Genomic DNA, 15,531 nt, shown 5'->3' on the forward strand with positions numbered 1-15,531 from the left:
GCCCCCGACGCCGCCACGTCAGCAGCGAGTGTCACGTGCCCAACGGCACGTCCCTGCCGGACAGTTGGGCGTGGATGCCGTCGTTCGTGACGGTGATGTCCCGCAGGCGCAGGTCGCCGGGCATGTCCTTGGGGAGTTGCGCAGAGAACTCCATCTTCTGTGCGACCTTCGGCTCCTGCAGCTTCTGCAGGCCCTCGATCAGTGACGGGTCGATGCCCGTGGGCTTGAGCAGTGCGGGGTGATCGGCCAGTGCCTCCAGGGCGCCCCCGTTCATCAGCCTGCCCGGCGAGAGCGGCTGACCCGTGGCCTGTTCGGTGCCACGCTGGTCCATCCTGTCGATGGTGGGGGCGGCCAGTTGCAGGCCGCCGCCCCTGCCCGGGGTGTAGGTGAGCAGACCCGGCACCACGATCTTGGTGTCCTCCACGGACAGCGCCAGACCCCGGTCCCCGGTCCGCTCCACATGTGCACGGCCGCGGATCTTCGCCTGCTTGCCGGCCACCGGGAGATCACCCTTCGCCTGCACCGTGTTGCGTTGCTTGCCAGGGGCCAACGTCACCTGGGATGCGCCGACTTCGCGGTTGAGGTCGTCGAAGGACAGGAACACGTCGCCGCGGACGCGGCTCAGGACGGCGCCCTTCACGGAGGACGGGAGGCTGCCGACGATCCTGATGTCGTCGACGGACCCCTTCACCTGGGCGACCGAGACCGGTCCCGCGGGCACGTGGGGCACATTGACCTCCACGTGGTCGATGGTGCCCATGGCGATCTGGCCGAGGAAGGGGAAGCTGTTGATGTGTACTTCGGGTTCGGCGTACAGCTTCAGTGCTTCCTGGACCTTCTTGGCCGCCATGTTCTCCGCGTAGAGCACCGCCCAGCGATCCCCCAGCGCGAGGAACCCGAGCACCACGACCAGGCCGACGACCAGCTTCGCCGCCGTACGAGCGGGAGAGCGCAGCACCCTGCGCGCCGCGCGTCGACGAGCCCTGCGGGTCTTGCGGTCCGAGGGGCTGTCTGAGCCGTCAGCGGTCGGTGACTGGTCGTCAGGGGTCGTGTCCGGGTGCTGTCCTGAGTGGTCGGGAGGAGTGCGGGTGCCCGGGATGTGGGCGGTGGGGTCTTCGAGAGGGCCGTTCTCAATCACCGCCACATCCGAACACAGGACGGCGCCCACGCCCAAGTCCCGGCCCTGCGGCCCGTGCCGCACCCGTGAAGATTGCGTATCGACCCCGCGCCCGGCAGGAAGGCCCGCAGTTCACGATGCTTACCTGCGGGGGTACGGCCGACCAGCCGACGGAAGACCGACCGCGAGAACGGGGAGCAACATCATGGCCAACCTCCACCTGAAGACGCTCAAGTGCATCGAGACCGAGGACTTCATCGGCCACGACGACCCTCAACTCGCCGTGAACGGCCAGAACATCCTGCTTCCGAGTATGCGCGGGGGCCAGAAGTACGCCATCGACGAGTACTGCGCCTTCGACGGCGACGTGACCGTCACTCTCAACGAAGCCGATGGTCTCCCGGGCGACGGCAGTGATTTCCTGGGCTCGCACACACTGTCCGAGGAAGGCAGCGGCATCCTCAACTTCACCAAGGACGGCGCCAATTACCAGCTTTCCTACACCCTCACCCGGTCCTGACGCTTCGGCATACGTGACCGCGGGTCCGGGGCGCGAACCGTCCCGGGGCGGCGTCAGTCCGTGTCCGTCAGCTCCAGGGCCAGCCGGGAGGTCACCGCGTCCGCGAGTGCCGTCGCCGCGTCCTCCCCGAGTCGTGCCGAGCGTGCGTGGTCGCGTACCAGGTGGCGTACGGCGTCGAGTTGGGCCGAGGTGAGGGGCCGGATCGCGGGAGGGGGTCGTGGTGTGCGGCGGAACAGGTGGTGCGGGAGCAGCTTGCGGCGGTCGGCGGTCCGGCAGGTGGTGCGGCGGGCCGCCTCGTCCAGCGCCAGCCACACCACCGGGGTGACCGGCGCGGTGACATCGACGGGACCGCATTCGAGAGGTCCCGTGTGTGGTTCCGTGTCTCGAACTCGCCGCTCGAAGAGGCGGGTTACGCGTGCGTCGTCCAGGCGCGCGAGTTGGTCCAGCAGCAGGACCTCGTCCGGCGCCACTTCGGCGACCACGTCCCGCACCACGTCACGAACCCTCGCGCTCACGACGGCCCTCCCGTCCGACCACCGGACCATGGTGCCCGCCCGCCCCCGGCTTCGTCAGGACCAGTTCACGCCGCTCCTGTACTGATTCCGGCAAGAACGTCTCTTCTTGCGCCGCGGTGCGTCGCAAGGGCGGTAGCCGTACACCCGTCCGTGGCGGCAGGCCTTAGCGCAGCGCGGTGCCCGATCCCGCGTCCGCGTCCCGGTCGCCCAGGGTGTCGGGCGATCGGCCCGAGATCTTTTCGAGGGCGGCGGCGACATCGTCGTGCACGCCGAGGGGGAGGCGGTCCGCCCCGGCGGCGCGCAGCACGGTCTTTTCGGCGGTGTCCGCCACGATGGCCAGTGCGCCGCAGGCCGCCACCATGTCGAGGCCCGCCTCGACGAGCTGCCGTGCCGCGTCGGCCCCGCAGTGTTCGGTGTCCTGGAAGTCGACCACCAGGCCGGACTGGCCGGTGGCGTCCAGGCGGCGCATGAGGGCGCCCAGCTCCGACGCGGCATCGGCGTCGAACCGGCCCACGACCTGTACGACCAGGACACCTCCGTCCTCCCAGCGCACAGGGAACCGAACCCGAGCCTGCCCCATAACCGTCCCTTCAGCCGCCAAGGCGCCCCTCTCACGCGCAGCGCCTCCGGCCGCGCGCCTACCCCCTCCCTGCCACTCCACGCATGCCGAAGGCCGGCCCTGCGCCGCTCCCCCGGCACACCGTCCCCATCATGCACACGTCGCCGTGCCCGATGCCCACATCAGGTAGCGGACGCGGGGTTACGTAAGCTTTGTGCCCATTTTCGCGGATTGCCGATTCTGCTCAGGCCTCCGGCGCGTCCCCGAAGTCCGGGATCTCCAGGCGTGTCCCGCCCTGGCGTGCCGAGTCGTGGGCGACGATGCCGGGCAGTGTGTAGCGCGCGGCGACCCACGCGTTCACGGACGGCAGGGTGCGGGTGTTGACCGCGGTGACGAAGTCGTCCACCAGGAAGTGGTGGCTGCCCTCGTGGCCGTTGGGCATGTCGTCGTAGACGCGGGGCAGGCGGGAGCGGTCGTGGACGGGGGCCGAGCCGGAGGTGAACGCGGCGCGCAAGGCGGGGGCGATTTTGTCGAGCGACGGGTCGTCCGGGCTGAGAGAGGGCTTCGGTTCGAGGAGTTCGGTGATGTCCTGCACGCCCTTCTTGTCCTGCCAGAAGCTGACCGTGGCGAGTTGCTCCATGCTGGCGTCGGTGCCGAAGAACCGGAAGCGTGACTCCCTGATGTGTGAGGGGTAGCCGACCCGCCGGAACTCGCTCGTGCGGAACGAGCCGCCGCCTGCGACCTCGAAGAGCGCGGTGGCGTTGGAGATGTCGTTGCCGAACTGGCTGACCTCGGTGTCGAAGACGCCGTCGCCGCGCTCGTCCTTCACACCGATCGCCGAGACGCTGACCGCGTGGGTGCGCCAGGCGCCGAGCACTCCGCCGACCGCGTGTGTCGGGTAGAGCAGCGGCGGGTAGCTGGCGGTCTCCTTCCAGCGTTCGCCTCCGCTGTACTGGTAGGCCTCGTAGAAGCCGAGGTCCATGTCGTGGACGTAGTCGCCCTCCGCGTAGAAGAGCCGTCCGAAGGCGCCGTCGGCGATCTGGTTGCGGGCGTGCACGGTGGCCGGGTTGTACTCGCTGGTCTCGCCCATCATGTAGGTGAGGCCGGTGCGGCGGACCGCGTCGATGATCGCGGCGATCTCGTCCCGTGTGACGGCCATCGGGACGGCGGAGTAGACGTGTTTGCCGGCTTCGAGGCCTTGGAGGACGAGGGGGCCGTGGGTCCAGCGTTGCGTGAAGATGGCGACGGCGTCGATGTCTCGGGACTCCAGCATCGCCTCGTACGAGGGGAAGGTTCCGGCGAGGCCCTCTTTCGCGGCCAGTTCCTCCGCGCGCTGGGGCAGCAGGTCGGTGACGTGGACGGCGTCGACGCCGGGGTGGGCGAGGAACAGTTTGGCGAAGCCGCCGGCGAACTGTCCGGCGCCGACGATGCCGAGGGTGAACGTCATGTGCGTATGCCTTTCGGTACGTGCTGCGGGGTCACTGGTCGAGCAGGAGGTTGATCTGGTCGTTGGTGTCGTCGAGGCGGCTCGCGGGCGCGCCGTTGCCGAAGACTTCCTGCATGGCGGGGTGCATGAGGGCGTAGACGTCGGCGGCGTAGTTGGTGATGGGGAAGGGGAAGGTGCGGTAGTGCTCGCGGTCGTCGACCGGGGTGGTGAAGGCGGAGGTGTCGATGCCCTTCTTTTTGTAGGCGGCGACGGCGGTGTCGGTTCCCGAGGGTGTCGCGGGGAGGACGATTCCGTAGCGGCCGACCGTCTTCTGGCAGGTGTCGGAGGCCAGGTAGGCGACCCATTTCTTGGCGCCCGTCTTGTTGCGGGCTCCCTTGGTGACGGAGTCGGCGAGGCCGTTCATCATGGTGGCGCGCTTGCCGGTGGGGCCTGTGGGGTTGCGGACGGTGCCGAAGTCGATGCCTTTGAACCCGGCGTAGGTGGAGAGCATCCAGGCGCCGTCGAAGGCGGTGGCGGCGCGGCCCGCGGCGAACTGGGCGTTGGACTGGTTGAGTCCGGCGTTCCAGTCGGTGAAGGGTGCCATGTATCCCTTTTTCGCGAGGCCGAAGTACCACGCGATGACGGACTGGAAGGTCTTGTCGCCGTACCTGTACTTCTCGCCCCAGCGTTTCCTGTCCGTGTAGGACCAGCCGGCGGAGCCGGTGAAGGGGCTCCACTGGGTCTGGCCGTCGCCGTCGCCTCCTCCGTTGGTGGCGAGGCCGTAGGTCTTGACCTTGTGCTTGTCGAAGCCGGGTTCGTCGCCGCGTGTGCCGTTTCTGTCGACGGTGAGGTGGGCGATGGTCTTCTCGAAGGTGCCGCCGTCCTTGGGGTTCCAGTGCAGTGCGTCGAGGTCGTCGGCGGTCAGGTCGGCGTCGTCGAGCATCTTCTTGTTGTAGAAGAGCGAGACGGTGTCCCAGTCCTTGGGCGCGCCGTAGCGGTGGCCGTTCTGGGCGACCCAGTTCGCGGCGAGGCCCGGCTGGTAGTCCGTGTCCTTGAGGCCGAGGTCGTCGAGGGGTTCGAGTACCTCAAGGTCGGCGAACTGGCCGAATTTCTGGATGTGGTTGGTGAAGACGTCCGGCTCGGTGCCGGAGATGAAGCTCGCCGTGAGTTTGGTCCAGTAGTCCTCCCAGCCGATCTGGGTGAACTTCACGTCCAGTCCGCGGTGTTGCTTCTCGAAGTCCTTGGCGCAGGCTTCGTAGGCGGGCAGTTGGTTGGCGTCCCACAGCCAGTACGTGACGGTTCTCGACGAGCGGGAGCCGGGGTCGTTTCCCGCGCACCCGGTGAGCGACAGCGCCAGCGCTCCGGTCAGCGCGATGAGCGTACGAACTCGCATCCGGTGCCTCCTACTTGAGTCCGGTGAAGCTGATGGAGCTGACGATCCGGCGCGCGAACACTGAGAAGAGCAGCAGCATGGGGAGGGCCGCGATGAGGGTCGCCGCCATGAGCCCGGACCAGTCGAAGCCGGACTGCGGGGTCTGTGCGCGGAACATCGCGAGGGCGACGGTCAGGACGCGGGAGCTGTCGCTGTACGACACCATCAGCGGCCAGAAGTAGTCGTTCCAGGAGGTGATGTACGTCAGGACGGCGAGGGTGATGACGGGGGTGGCCGCCATGGGCAGCAGCACCCGGAAGAAGATCCGGATCCGGCCCGCGCCGTCGAGGAGCGCGGCCTCCTCTACCTCGCGCGGGATGTTCATGAAGAACTGGCGGAGGAAGAAGACGGCGAACGGTGTCATGAACATCGTGGGCAGCGCGATCCCGAGGAGGGAGTCGATGAGTCCGAGTTCCTTCACGAGGACGAAGTTGGGCAGCAGCGTGAAGATGGTCGGCACCATGAGTCCGCCGAGGAACAGGGCGAACACGGTGTCGCGGCCCCGCCAGTTGAGCCGAGCGAACGCGTAGGCGGCCATGGCGGAGAACAGGATCTGGCAGACGGTGATCAGCGTCGAGACGACGATCGAGTTGAGCAGGTAGCGCCAGAAGTCGAGCCCGCCGCCCGCGCCGCCCTGGGCGACGGCCTCCTTCGTCGACTGCAGCCCGAGGGCGCGCTCGAAGCCGCCGCCCGTCGGGTCGACGGGCAGGACGGAGGTCGGGTCGGCGGCGATGCCCGGGTTGGAGGAGAGCGCGGTGCGCAGCACCCAGTAGAACGGCAGCAGGGTGATGAGCACGATCGCGCCCATCGCGGTCCAGGCGGCGGCGCGTCCGAAGGAGGTGCGGCGGCGCTTGGGCCGTACGGTGTGCGGGCCCGCGAGTGCGGTGGTGGCCATGTCGGTGCTCCTCTCTTCAGCCGAGGTCGGTGTGTCCGGCGCGGGTGATCCGGTACTGGACGATGGTGATCGCGCTGAGTACGAGCAGGAGGGCCACGGACATCGCGGAGGCGTAGCCGAACTGGAAGCGGCCGAACGCCGAGCCGTAGATGTAGAACTGCAGGACGTTGGTGGCGTTGGCGGGGCCGCCTGCCGTGGTCACGGCGACGGTGTCGAAGACCTGGAAGGAGCCGATCACGGTCATGATGAGGACGACCGCGAGGACCGGTCGTAGCAGGGGCATGGTGATGCGGGTGAACATCCGCCATTCGCTCGCGCCGTCGACGCGCGCCGCCTCGTACATGTCGTGGGGTATCGCCTGGAGTCCGGCGAAGAGGAGCAGTGCGGTGTAGCCGACGTGTCGCCATACGTTGATGAGGGCGATGGTGGGGATGGCCCAGGTCTCGTCGGCGAGGAACGGGATGCGGTCGAGGCCGGCGGCGGCGATGATCTCGTTGCCGATGCCGAGTTGGGTGTCGAGCATCCAGAGCCAGACGAGGCCGGCGACGACGTTGGACATCAGGTACGGCGTGAGGACGATGCCGCGCAGGAGGGAGGACTGGGTGAGCCGGTGGAGCAGGACGGCGATGGCGAGCGCGGCGAGGGTCTGCACGCCGATGTTGACGGCGACGTATTCGAGGGTGACCTTCAGCGAGTCCCAGAAGATGGGGTCGTTGACCATGCGCTCGTAGTTGGCGAGGCCGACCCACTGTGGTGGTGTGAGGAGGTTGAAGCGGGTGAAGCTCAGCCAGATGCCGCGCAGGGTGGGCCACAGCAGGAAGACGGCGAAGCCGAGCATGGCCGGGGCGATGAAGAGTGCGGCGATCACACCGTCGCCGAGGGGGCGTTTGTGCTGCGTGCGCGGGGCACTGCCGGTGGCGCTGTCGGCGGGCGGCAGGTGTCTCGGTGGGCTGTTGGAGGCGACAGTCATCGGGGACTCCCTCGTTTGGGATGCGGCCTCGTCCTCGGCTGGTTACTTTCGCGGCAGAACTTTCGGACCGTCAAGATGTGTGCAGCGACTACCTGATAGGGGTTGCCGCGACCTAGGGTGACGTCATTCCTTTTGCAACAGAAGGAATGGGGAGAGGAGTTGGCGATGGGCGTGGAGGCGGGCACCTGGGTGCCGCTCAGTGGGGGCGAGCGCGCCGTGGCGTTGGAGGTGCTCACCGGTGGCCCGGTGTCGCGCAGTGAGCTCGCGCGGCGCCTCGACCTGTCCGCGGGCAGTCTCACCCGGCTGACCAAGCCGCTGATCGAGTCGGGGCTGCTGGTCGAGGTACCGGAGGGCCCGGCGCGCTCGGAGTCACGTCAGGGCAGGCCGTCCCGGCCTCTGGACATCGTGGCCGAGTCCCGCACCTTCGCCGGATTCAAGATCACCGAGGACACGGTCTACGGTGTCGTCACCACGCTCCGGAGCGACATCGTGGCCTGCCGGGACGCGCCGCTCGCGAGCCGCGAACCGGGTCAAGTCGTCGCGGCCATCGGCGAGTTGACCGATGCATTCGCCCGTGAGTTTCCTTCGCTGTGCGGGATCGGGATCGGGCTCGGGGGGCGCGCGCAGGACCGCTCGGTGGTCGACGAGTCGGCGTTCCTCGGATGGCGGGACGTGCCGCTCGGGCGGCTCGTGCGCGAGCGCACCGGGCTACCCGCGGTCGTCGAGAACGATGTGAGCGCGCTCGTCGAGGCCGAGAGCTGGTTCGGGGCGGGCCGGGGCCTGGAGCGGTTCGCCGTGCTCACGATCGGCGCGGGGCTCGGGTACGGGCTGGTCAGCGGAGGCCGGCGGGTGGAGACCGGCGAGGACGGGATCGGTGTGGGCCGCTTCTGGATCGTCGATCCGTCCGGCCCGCTGTCCGCCGACGGCCGGCGCGGCAGCGCCGTCTCCCTCCTGACGATCCCCAGCATCCGCTCCCAGGTGCGGGCCGCGACCGGTGAGGACGCCACGTACGAGGAGATCCTCGCGCGCGCCGTCGAGGGCGAGCCGCTCCCGGCCCGGGTGGTCGACGAGGCGGCCCGCGCGCTCGGCACGCTCGTCGCGCAGATCGCGAACTTCGCGATGCCGCAGAAGATCCTGCTCGCCGGGGAGGGGGTGGGCCTGGTCGATGTGGCGGCGCCCGTGATCGAGGAGGCGATCCGTGCGAACCGCCACCCGCGGGCCGATCCGGTCAATCTGGAGACGAAGGTCTCCGACTTCCATGACTGGGCGCGCGGCGGGGCCGTGCTGGCGATTCAGGTGTTGGTGCTGGGGACCGCCGGTTCGGGACCCGGCCCCCGTGGCGGCGAGCGGACACGGATACCGTCTCCCCGATGAAGTCCGGCAAGATCCAAAAGGCGGTTACGCATGGTCGACGCGGTACCTGAGGCCCCAACGGGCCCCGGCCTCACCGAAGTTGAGACGCACGGTGTCGAGCGGATTCCCGACGCGGACCGCACGGCCGGCCCTCTCGACCTGTTCCGTCTCGCCTTCGGCGGCGCCAACACCTTCGCCACGTGTGTGCTCGGCGCGTTCCCGATCCTGTTCGGGCTCTCCTTCTGGCAGGGGCTCGCCGCGACGGTCCTGGGTCTGGTGGCGGGCGCGCTGCTGCTGGCGCCGATGTCCGTGTTCGGGCCGGCCAACGGCACGAACAACGCGGTGTCCTCGTCGGCGCACCTCGGCGTGCACGGCCGCGTCGTCGGCTCGTTCCTGTCGCTGCTCACGGCGATCGCGTTCTTCTCGATCTCCGTGTGGTCGTCGGGCGACGCGCTGATCGGCGCGGCGCACCGGCTGGCGGGTCTGCCCGAGTCCGATGTCTCGTACGGCGTCGCGTACGCGGTGTTCGCGGGTCTTGTCCTGACGGTGTGCTTGTACGGCTTCCGGTTCATGCTGTTCGTGAACAAGATCGCGGTGCTGGCGGCCTCGGCGCTGTTCGTGCTTGGTGTGTTCGCCTTCGCCGGGGACTTCGATCCCGGTTACACGGGTTCGTTCGCCTCGACGTCGACGCCGATGTTCTGGCCGTCGTTCATCGGTTCCGCGCTGATCGTGCTGTCCAATCCGGTGTCCTTCGGCGCGTTCCTCGGTGACTGGTCGCGGTACATCCCGGCGGCCACGCCGCGTGGGCGGGTGATGGGAGCGGCGTTCCTGTCTCAGATCGCGACGCTGCTTCCGTTCCTGTTCGGCCTCGCCACGGCGTCGGTGATCGCCGCGAAGGCGGAGAAGTACCTGGACCCGGCGGCCCCGAACTACGTCGGCGGGCTCCTGGCCATCTCCCCCGGCTGGTACTTCCTGCCCCTGTGTCTGATCGCGCTGATCGGTGGCATGGCGACGGGCACGACCGCGCTGTACGGCACGGGCCTCGACTTCTCGTCGGTGTTCCCCCGCTTCAGCCGGGTGCGGGCGACGGTGTTCATCGGCACGCTGTCGATCGCGTTCATCTTCGTCGGCCGGTTCGCCCTGAATCTCGCCCAGTCGATCTCCACGTTCGCCACGCTCATCATCACGTGCACCGCGCCGTGGATGGTCGTGATGGCTCTCGGCTACGTGACCCGGCGCGGCTGGTACGACCCGGAGGCGCTCCAGGTCTTCAACCGGCGTCAGCGCGGCGGGCGTTACTGGTTCACGCACGGCTGGAACTGGCGCGGCCTGACGGCGTGGCTCGTGTCGGCCTGCCTGGCGCTGCTGTTCACGAATCTGCCGGGCCAGTTCGTCGGCCCGCTCGGCACACTCGCGGGCGGCACGGACATCTCCCTCCCGGTCGGCCTCGTCCTCGCCGCTGTCGTCTATCTCGCCCTGCTGTTCCTCTTCCCGGAACCGCGCGCGGTGTACGGGCCGGACGGGCCGCGTCTGGTGCGTGCTTCGGGGGCGGAGGTGCCGCCGATCACGGGGGGACGTACCGGAGGCGGCGCCCGCGGCCGGACGGACATGACGAGGGGCACTGACAGGATGGCCGCGACAAGGTCGTTACCCGTGGAGAGAGGCCACCGTGGAAGAGCGTGAACTGGAGCATCTGCGCCGGTGTGTGGAGCTGGCCGCCGAGGCGTTGGACGCCGGGGACGAGCCGTTCGGCTCCGTGCTGGTGGACGGTGCGGGGAGGGTCCGTGCCGAGGACCGCAACCGGATCGCCGGTGGTGACTCGACCCGGCATCCCGAGTTCGAGCTGGCCCGGTGGGCGGCCGGGCACCTGACCCCCGAGGAGCGGGCCACCGCCACCGTGTACACCTCCGGTGAGCACTGCCCCATGTGTGCGGCGGCGCACGCCTGGGTCGGGCTCGACCGGATCGTGTACGTGGCGTCCTCGGCGCAGCTGTCCCAGTGGCTGGCCGGGTGGGGGCGGCCCCAGGCCCCGGTGAGCGCCCTGCCCGTGCGGGAGGTCGCCCCTTCGGTGAAGGTCGAGGGGCCGGTGGACGCGCTGGTGCCGGCCGTGAAGGAGCTGCACCGGCGGCTGGCGCAGGGTGCCTGAGGCCCGTCCGGCCGGTCAGCCCAGGCCCAGTTCCCGCTCCCCCAGCGGCGCGAAGTAGCGTTCCACGTCGGCGGGTGTGACCTCGGCCGGTGTCGCCGGGGACCAGTGGGGGTCGCGGTCCTTGTCGATGATCTGGGCGCGGATGCCCTCGGGCAGGTCGTGGGTGTCCAGGGCCGCGCAGATCACCCGGTACTCCTGGTCGAGGGCCTGCTCCAGCGAGTCGAGGCGGGCCGCGCGGCGCAGGGACTCGAGCGTCGCCTTCACGGCCATGGGTGACCGGGAGAGGATCAGGTCCGCCGCTTCCTTGGCGGCGACGTCGCCGGTGGCGAAGAGCCGCTCGACGATCTCCTCGACCGTGTCCGCGGCGTAGCACTCGTCGATCCATGTGCGCTGCTCGGCGAGGACGCCCGGCGGTGGCTGCCGCGTGTGGCGCGCGACGGTCCCGGTCGGCTCGGTCTCGGCCAGCTCACGCAGCATCCGGGGCAGTGTCTCGGACGGTACGTAGTGGTCGGCGAGACCGCACAGCATCGCGTCGGCCGCGCCGACCGTCATGCCGGTGAGCGCGAGGTGGGTGCCGAGGTGTCCGGGGGCGCGCGTGAACAGGTAGGTGCCGCCGACGTCGGGGACCAGGCCGATGCCGGTCTCGGGCATCGCGACCTTCGAGCGTTCGGTGACGATTCGGATGCCGCCGTGCGCGGACAGGCCGACGCCGCCGCCCATGACGATGCCGTCCATGACGGCGACGTAGGGCAACGGGTAGTGCGCGATACGGGAGTTGAGCCGGTACTCGTCGCGCAGGAAGGCCTGCGAGGCGCGGTGGTCGCCGCTGCGGGCGTCGTCGTGGAAGAGCCGGATGTCGGCCCCCGCGCACAGGCCCCGCTCCCCCGCCCCTTGGAGTACGACAGTCCCGACGGCGGGGTCGTCGGCCCAGGTGTCGAGTGCCGACGCGATCGACCGCAGCATGGTGTGGGTGAGCGAGTTCAGGGCCCGGGGCCGGTTCAGGGTGAGGTACGCGGCGCGTCCCTCCACGGTCCGCAGGACGGGGGCGGCGTCGGAGCTCAACGGTGGTTCCTTCCGGTGAAGATCACGGCAGGACCATCTCTATCACCTGTGGCGGCGCGTACGACGGGCCGAACAGAGGGGTTCCCGCAATTGAGATTGCGAGGTACGTTTATGCAATCGCACTTGCAGATTGCTCGCTCTCTCAGAAAGCAACGCCCGTGCCTTCACCTCGCACCCCCCAGAACCCCGGCCAGGCCGACTGGCTGGGCGACGCCCTGCCCGACGTACCCCTGTCCAAGGCGCAGACCCGCGTCGTCGATGTCATCGTGCGCAATCCACAGCTCGCCTCGTACGCCGAGATCGCGCAGATCGCGCAGCGGGCGGACGTGAACAGCTCCACGGTCGTCCGGGCCGCGCAGACCCTCGGCTACCAGGGGTGGCCCGACCTGCAGCGGGAGCTGCGGGCCCGGTACCTGGTGCAGATCTCCACCGAGGACACACTCACGGAGCACGGCGAGCACCGCAGCCCGCTGCACGACGCCCTGACGCACGACCTGGAGAACCTGCGCCAGACCCTGGAGAGCAACTCCGCGGCGGAGGCCGAGGCCGCCATCGCGGCGCTCGCCGAGGCCCGGTCGATCCTCGTCGTCGGTGTCGGCTCCTTCTCCGGTCCCGCCACCGTGATGGCACACCTCGGCTCCACCATGGGTTACCCGGTCACGCTGGAGAACCGGGCCGGTGTGCACCTGGCGTCGGCCGTGAACAGCGTGGGGCCGGGCGATGTGCTCCTGGTCGTCAACATGTGGCGCTCCACGAAGCAGGTCATCGCCGCCGCGGAGGCCGCCCACGAGGCCGGTGCCACCGTCGTCGCGATCACCGACATGCGCCGCGGGCGGCTCGCGACCTCCATCGCCGACCACCTGCTGATCGTGCCGTCCGAAGGCATCTCGTTCTTCCAGTCCGTCACCGCCGCCACGTCGGTCGTGTACGGGCTGCTCGCCGGCATGCAGGAGGCGCGGCCCGAGCGCAGCCGCGCCGCGATCCGCCGCACCCAGCAGTTGTGGCGGGACCTGGACATCTATCTCGACTGACACCCCGAGCGACGGGGGCCGCACACCTCTTCGCCCCCTCCCTCCCGCAAGGAGCACAGATGAGTAAGCAGATCGCCGTCGTCGGCCTCGGGTCGATGGGCGGCGCCATGGCCACCGCGCTGGTCACCGCCGGCTGGCAGGTCCGTGGGTACGACCCCTCTCCCGCGGCGCGGGCCACCGCCCGGGAAGCCGGTGTCGACGCCGTCGACACACTGGAGCGGCTCGCCGGCACGCCGTACGTGGTGCTGTCCCTGCCGTCGGCCCAGGTCGTGGAGGAGAGTCTGCCCGTGCTGCTGGAGAGCCCGGGCACCGTGGCCGTCGTCGACACGACGACGTCGCGGCCCGACACCTCGGCCTCGTGTGCGGTGCTCGCGGCGGAGAAGGGTGTGTCCTTCGTGGACGCGCCTGTGTCGGGTGGGCGCACCGGCGCCGTGGCCGGTCGGCTGACCGCGTTCGTGGGCGCCGAGCCGGACGCCCTCGATGCGGCGCGGCCCGTCCTGGAGGCCCTCACCGGCGGCCAGTTCCGGCACCTCGGCGGCCCCGGCTCGGGCAATGTGGTCAAGCTGCTCAACAACATGCTGGCCGCGGTCAACCTGGTGGCGGTCGGCGAGGCCCTCGCCGTCGCGAAGGCCTACGGCGTCGACCCGGCCGCCTCCGCCGCCGGCATCAGTGGTGCCTCCGGCGGCAGCAAGGCATCCGCCGCGATGTATCCGGACTGGGTGCTCAGTGGCACGTACGACTCCGGGTTCTCGCTCGGACTGATGGCGCGTGACGCCGCCCTGGCCGTCGAGACCGCGAAGCAGCGCGGTGAGACACCTCAGTTGCTGGCCGCCGCGAGCGAGCGGTGGCAGGAGGCCCTGGCCGAGCTCGGCCCGGCCGCCGACTTCTCCGAGATAGCCCGTACCGTCGCACCGACCCTCACGCGTTAAGGACCGACGCACCATGAACACCACGACTTTCTCGATCGGCTCGGCCACGTCCGGTGCCGCCACCGCCCGCGCGGCGCTGGACGCCCACTTCCCGCAGGGGCTCGGCTCGTTCGTCGACGGCCATGTCGCCGCCGGCCGCGGCGAGGCCGTCCGCCTCACGTCCGCCGCCACCTCCGAGTGGGTGGCGGACTACGCCGACGCCGGTACGGAGGGCGCCGACGCCGTCCTGGCGAGCGCGGTGCGCGGGGCCGAAGTGTGGGCCGCCACGGACCCCTTCGAGCGGGCGGCGATCCTGCGCGAGGTCTCCCGCACCGTCGCCGAGCACGCCGAGGAACTCGCGGCGCTCGAGTCCGCCACCACCGGCAAGCCGATCCGCGACACCCGCGGCGAGGCGGCCAAGGTGGCCGAGATGTTCGGCTACTACGCGGGCTGGGCGGACAAGCTGCTGGGACACACCATCCCGGTCCCCGGCAACTGGCACACGTACACCGAGCGGGTCCCGTGGGGTGTCGTCGTGGCGATCACGCCGTGGAACGCGCCGCTGTTCACCGGGGGCTGGAACTCGGCGGCGCCGCTCGCCGCGGGCAACGCCGTCGTCGTCAAGCCCAGCGAGTTCACCCCCGCCTCCACCGTGCGCCTGGCGCAGCTGGCACACCAGGCCGGTCTGCCGGACGGTGTGTTCAACGTCGCAACGGGCCTGGGTTCCACGGTCGGCGCCACGCTCACCGGTGACGCGCGCGTCGGGAAGGTGTCGTTCATCGGCTCGGTGGGCACCGGTCGGCGGGTGGCCGTCGCGGCGGCGGCCGCGGGCATTCCGACGGTCCTTGAGCTCGGCGGCAAGAGCGCCAACATCGTGTTCGCTGACGCGGATCTGGACCGGGCGGCGGACGGCGCGGTGTCCGCGATCTTCTCCGGGGCCGGGCAGTCGTGTGTGGCCGGTTCGCGGCTGCTGGTGGAGCGGTCGGTGCACGCGGAGTTCGTGGCGCGGGTCGCGGAGCGGGCGGCCCGGCTGCGGGTCGGTGATCCGCTCGACCCGGGCACCGAGGTCGGCCCGATCATCACGGAGTCGCAGTTCGCGACGGTCACCTCGCTCGTCGAGGCGGGCATCGCGGGCGGCGCCCGGCGGGCCACGGCGACGAGCCTGCCCACCCGGGTCACCAACTCCCCGCTGACGGAAGGGCGTTGGGTCCTGCCCACCGTGCTCGACGGGGTCAGCCCCGCCAATGTGCTGGAGACCACCGAGGTGTTCGGCCCGGTCGTCGGGGTCGACTCATTCTTCACCGAGGCCGAGGCCATCGAGCGCGCCAACGCCACCACCTTCGGGCTGGCCGGCGCGGTGTGGACCCAGGACGTCGCGCGGGCCCACCATGTGGCTCGCTCCGTGAAGGCAGGTACCTTTTGGATCAACTCGTACAAGACGATCCATGTGGCCGTGCCCTTCGGTGGCTTCGGTGACTCCGGACACGGCCGGTCCTCCGGCCCCGGCGTGCTGGACGAGTACACCCAGACCAAGGCCGTGTGGACACCCACGCGTGCCGCCGGTTCCCCGTTCCCGTCGCTGAGCTACTGAGGAGTC

The 15,531-nt window shown here is 70.0% G+C and carries 15 protein-coding genes; 7 read left to right on the top strand and 8 right to left on the bottom strand.

The genetic code is table 11. The annotated features are described in order from the left end of the window. Nucleotides 1–31: 31 nt before the first annotated feature. Complete coding sequence (locus ACFYWS_RS16070; protein ID WP_389275805.1) at nucleotides 32–1,138, bottom strand: DUF2993 domain-containing protein; 1,107 nt, start codon at nucleotides 1,136–1,138, stop codon at nucleotides 32–34. A 184-nt stretch (nucleotides 1,139–1,322) separates the two neighbouring features. Between ACFYWS_RS16070 and ACFYWS_RS16075 the strand changes: the two genes are divergently transcribed. Next, nucleotides 1,323–1,637, top strand: coding sequence for a hypothetical protein (locus ACFYWS_RS16075; protein ID WP_389275808.1), 315 nt, complete (start codon nucleotides 1,323–1,325; stop codon nucleotides 1,635–1,637). 53 nt (nucleotides 1,638–1,690) lie between these two features. On the opposite strand, the gene ACFYWS_RS16080 is transcribed toward ACFYWS_RS16075, so the two are convergent. The 6 genes from ACFYWS_RS16080 to ACFYWS_RS16105 all read right to left on the bottom strand — a co-directional run bounded on the left by ACFYWS_RS16080 (nucleotide 1,691) and on the right by ACFYWS_RS16105 (nucleotide 7,434). After that, the gene (locus ACFYWS_RS16080) at nucleotides 1,691–2,152 is read right to left on the bottom strand and encodes a hypothetical protein (protein ID WP_389275811.1); all 462 of its coding nucleotides are present in this window, start codon (nucleotides 2,150–2,152) and stop codon (nucleotides 1,691–1,693) included. Between the two features lie 163 nt (nucleotides 2,153–2,315). Further along, on the bottom strand, nucleotides 2,316–2,732 hold the full coding sequence (locus ACFYWS_RS16085) for a hypothetical protein (RefSeq protein ID WP_389275814.1): 417 nt from the start codon (nucleotides 2,730–2,732) through the stop codon (nucleotides 2,316–2,318). 223 nt (nucleotides 2,733–2,955) lie between these two features. Beyond that, a complete protein-coding gene (locus ACFYWS_RS16090) occupies nucleotides 2,956–4,158 on the bottom strand; it encodes a Gfo/Idh/MocA family protein (protein WP_389275816.1) in 1,203 nt (400 codons plus the stop codon). Between the two features lie 31 nt (nucleotides 4,159–4,189). After that, entirely contained in the window at nucleotides 4,190–5,530 is a 1,341-nt protein-coding gene (locus tag ACFYWS_RS16095) for an ABC transporter substrate-binding protein (RefSeq protein ID WP_389275819.1), read from the bottom strand. Nucleotides 5,531–5,540: 10 nt separating this feature from the next. Beyond that, nucleotides 5,541–6,464, bottom strand: a complete 924-nt coding sequence (locus tag ACFYWS_RS16100) for a carbohydrate ABC transporter permease (protein WP_389275822.1) — start codon at nucleotides 6,462–6,464, stop codon at nucleotides 5,541–5,543. Nucleotides 6,465–6,480: 16 nt separating this feature from the next. Continuing rightward, a complete protein-coding gene (locus tag ACFYWS_RS16105) occupies nucleotides 6,481–7,434 on the bottom strand; it encodes a carbohydrate ABC transporter permease (RefSeq protein WP_389275825.1) in 954 nt (317 codons plus the stop codon). A gap of 165 nt (nucleotides 7,435–7,599) precedes the next feature. Between ACFYWS_RS16105 and ACFYWS_RS16110 the strand changes: the two genes are divergently transcribed. Genes ACFYWS_RS16110 through ACFYWS_RS16120 form a run of 3 tightly spaced genes read left to right on the top strand, consistent with a single transcriptional unit; the run spans nucleotide 7,600 to nucleotide 10,933 of the window. Continuing rightward, nucleotides 7,600–8,808, top strand: coding sequence for an ROK family protein (locus ACFYWS_RS16110; RefSeq protein ID WP_389275828.1), 1,209 nt, complete (start codon nucleotides 7,600–7,602; stop codon nucleotides 8,806–8,808). A 30-nt stretch (nucleotides 8,809–8,838) separates the two neighbouring features. Further along, on the top strand, nucleotides 8,839–10,470 hold the full coding sequence (locus tag ACFYWS_RS16115) for a purine-cytosine permease family protein (protein WP_389275831.1): 1,632 nt from the start codon (nucleotides 8,839–8,841) through the stop codon (nucleotides 10,468–10,470). Further along, nucleotides 10,457–10,933, top strand: coding sequence for a nucleoside deaminase (locus ACFYWS_RS16120; protein ID WP_389275834.1), 477 nt, complete (start codon nucleotides 10,457–10,459; stop codon nucleotides 10,931–10,933). Before ACFYWS_RS16115 ends, ACFYWS_RS16120 begins: the two co-directional genes overlap by 14 nt. 15 nt (nucleotides 10,934–10,948) lie before the next feature. On the opposite strand, the gene ACFYWS_RS16125 is transcribed toward ACFYWS_RS16120, so the two are convergent. Beyond that, complete coding sequence (locus ACFYWS_RS16125) at nucleotides 10,949–11,995, bottom strand: enoyl-CoA hydratase/isomerase family protein (protein ID WP_389275837.1); 1,047 nt, start codon at nucleotides 11,993–11,995, stop codon at nucleotides 10,949–10,951. A 158-nt stretch (nucleotides 11,996–12,153) separates the two neighbouring features. Between ACFYWS_RS16125 and ACFYWS_RS16130 the strand changes: the two genes are divergently transcribed. The 3 genes from ACFYWS_RS16130 to ACFYWS_RS16140 are packed head-to-tail and all read left to right on the top strand — an operon-like array spanning nucleotide 12,154 to nucleotide 15,525. Further along, nucleotides 12,154–13,026, top strand: a complete 873-nt coding sequence (locus ACFYWS_RS16130; protein ID WP_389275840.1) for a MurR/RpiR family transcriptional regulator — start codon at nucleotides 12,154–12,156, stop codon at nucleotides 13,024–13,026. Between the two features lie 59 nt (nucleotides 13,027–13,085). After that, the gene (locus tag ACFYWS_RS16135; protein ID WP_389275843.1) at nucleotides 13,086–13,955 is read left to right on the top strand and encodes an NAD(P)-dependent oxidoreductase; all 870 of its coding nucleotides are present in this window, start codon (nucleotides 13,086–13,088) and stop codon (nucleotides 13,953–13,955) included. Nucleotides 13,956–13,968: 13 nt separating this feature from the next. Continuing rightward, on the top strand, nucleotides 13,969–15,525 hold the full coding sequence (locus tag ACFYWS_RS16140) for an aldehyde dehydrogenase family protein (protein WP_389275846.1): 1,557 nt from the start codon (nucleotides 13,969–13,971) through the stop codon (nucleotides 15,523–15,525). Nucleotides 15,526–15,531 lie beyond the last annotated feature (6 nt).

It is taken from the genome of Streptomyces sp. NPDC002795, from assembly GCF_042888725.1.
In the GTDB taxonomy this organism is placed as follows: domain Bacteria; phylum Actinomycetota; class Actinomycetes; order Streptomycetales; family Streptomycetaceae; genus Streptomyces.

What these genes read in the sequence shown, in the direction of transcription:
- ACFYWS_RS16115 (WP_389275831.1), top strand. Translation starts at nt 8,839, where the DNA reads ATGGTCGACGCGGTACCTGAGGCCCCAACGGGCCCCGGCCTCACCGAA.
- ACFYWS_RS16095 (WP_389275819.1), bottom strand. Translation starts at nt 5,530, where the DNA reads ATGCGAGTTCGTACGCTCATCGCGCTGACCGGAGCGCTGGCGCTGTCG.
- ACFYWS_RS16140 (WP_389275846.1), top strand. Translation starts at nt 13,969, where the DNA reads ATGAACACCACGACTTTCTCGATCGGCTCGGCCACGTCCGGTGCCGCC.
- ACFYWS_RS16085 (WP_389275814.1), bottom strand. Translation starts at nt 2,732, where the DNA reads ATGGGGCAGGCTCGGGTTCGGTTCCCTGTGCGCTGGGAGGACGGAGGT.
- ACFYWS_RS16075 (WP_389275808.1), top strand. Translation starts at nt 1,323, where the DNA reads ATGGCCAACCTCCACCTGAAGACGCTCAAGTGCATCGAGACCGAGGAC.
- ACFYWS_RS16110 (WP_389275828.1), top strand. Translation starts at nt 7,600, where the DNA reads ATGGGCGTGGAGGCGGGCACCTGGGTGCCGCTCAGTGGGGGCGAGCGC.
- ACFYWS_RS16090 (WP_389275816.1), bottom strand. Translation starts at nt 4,158, where the DNA reads ATGACGTTCACCCTCGGCATCGTCGGCGCCGGACAGTTCGCCGGCGGC.
- ACFYWS_RS16135 (WP_389275843.1), top strand. Translation starts at nt 13,086, where the DNA reads ATGAGTAAGCAGATCGCCGTCGTCGGCCTCGGGTCGATGGGCGGCGCC.
- ACFYWS_RS16105 (WP_389275825.1), bottom strand. Translation starts at nt 7,434, where the DNA reads ATGACTGTCGCCTCCAACAGCCCACCGAGACACCTGCCGCCCGCCGAC.
- ACFYWS_RS16100 (WP_389275822.1), bottom strand. Translation starts at nt 6,464, where the DNA reads ATGGCCACCACCGCACTCGCGGGCCCGCACACCGTACGGCCCAAGCGC.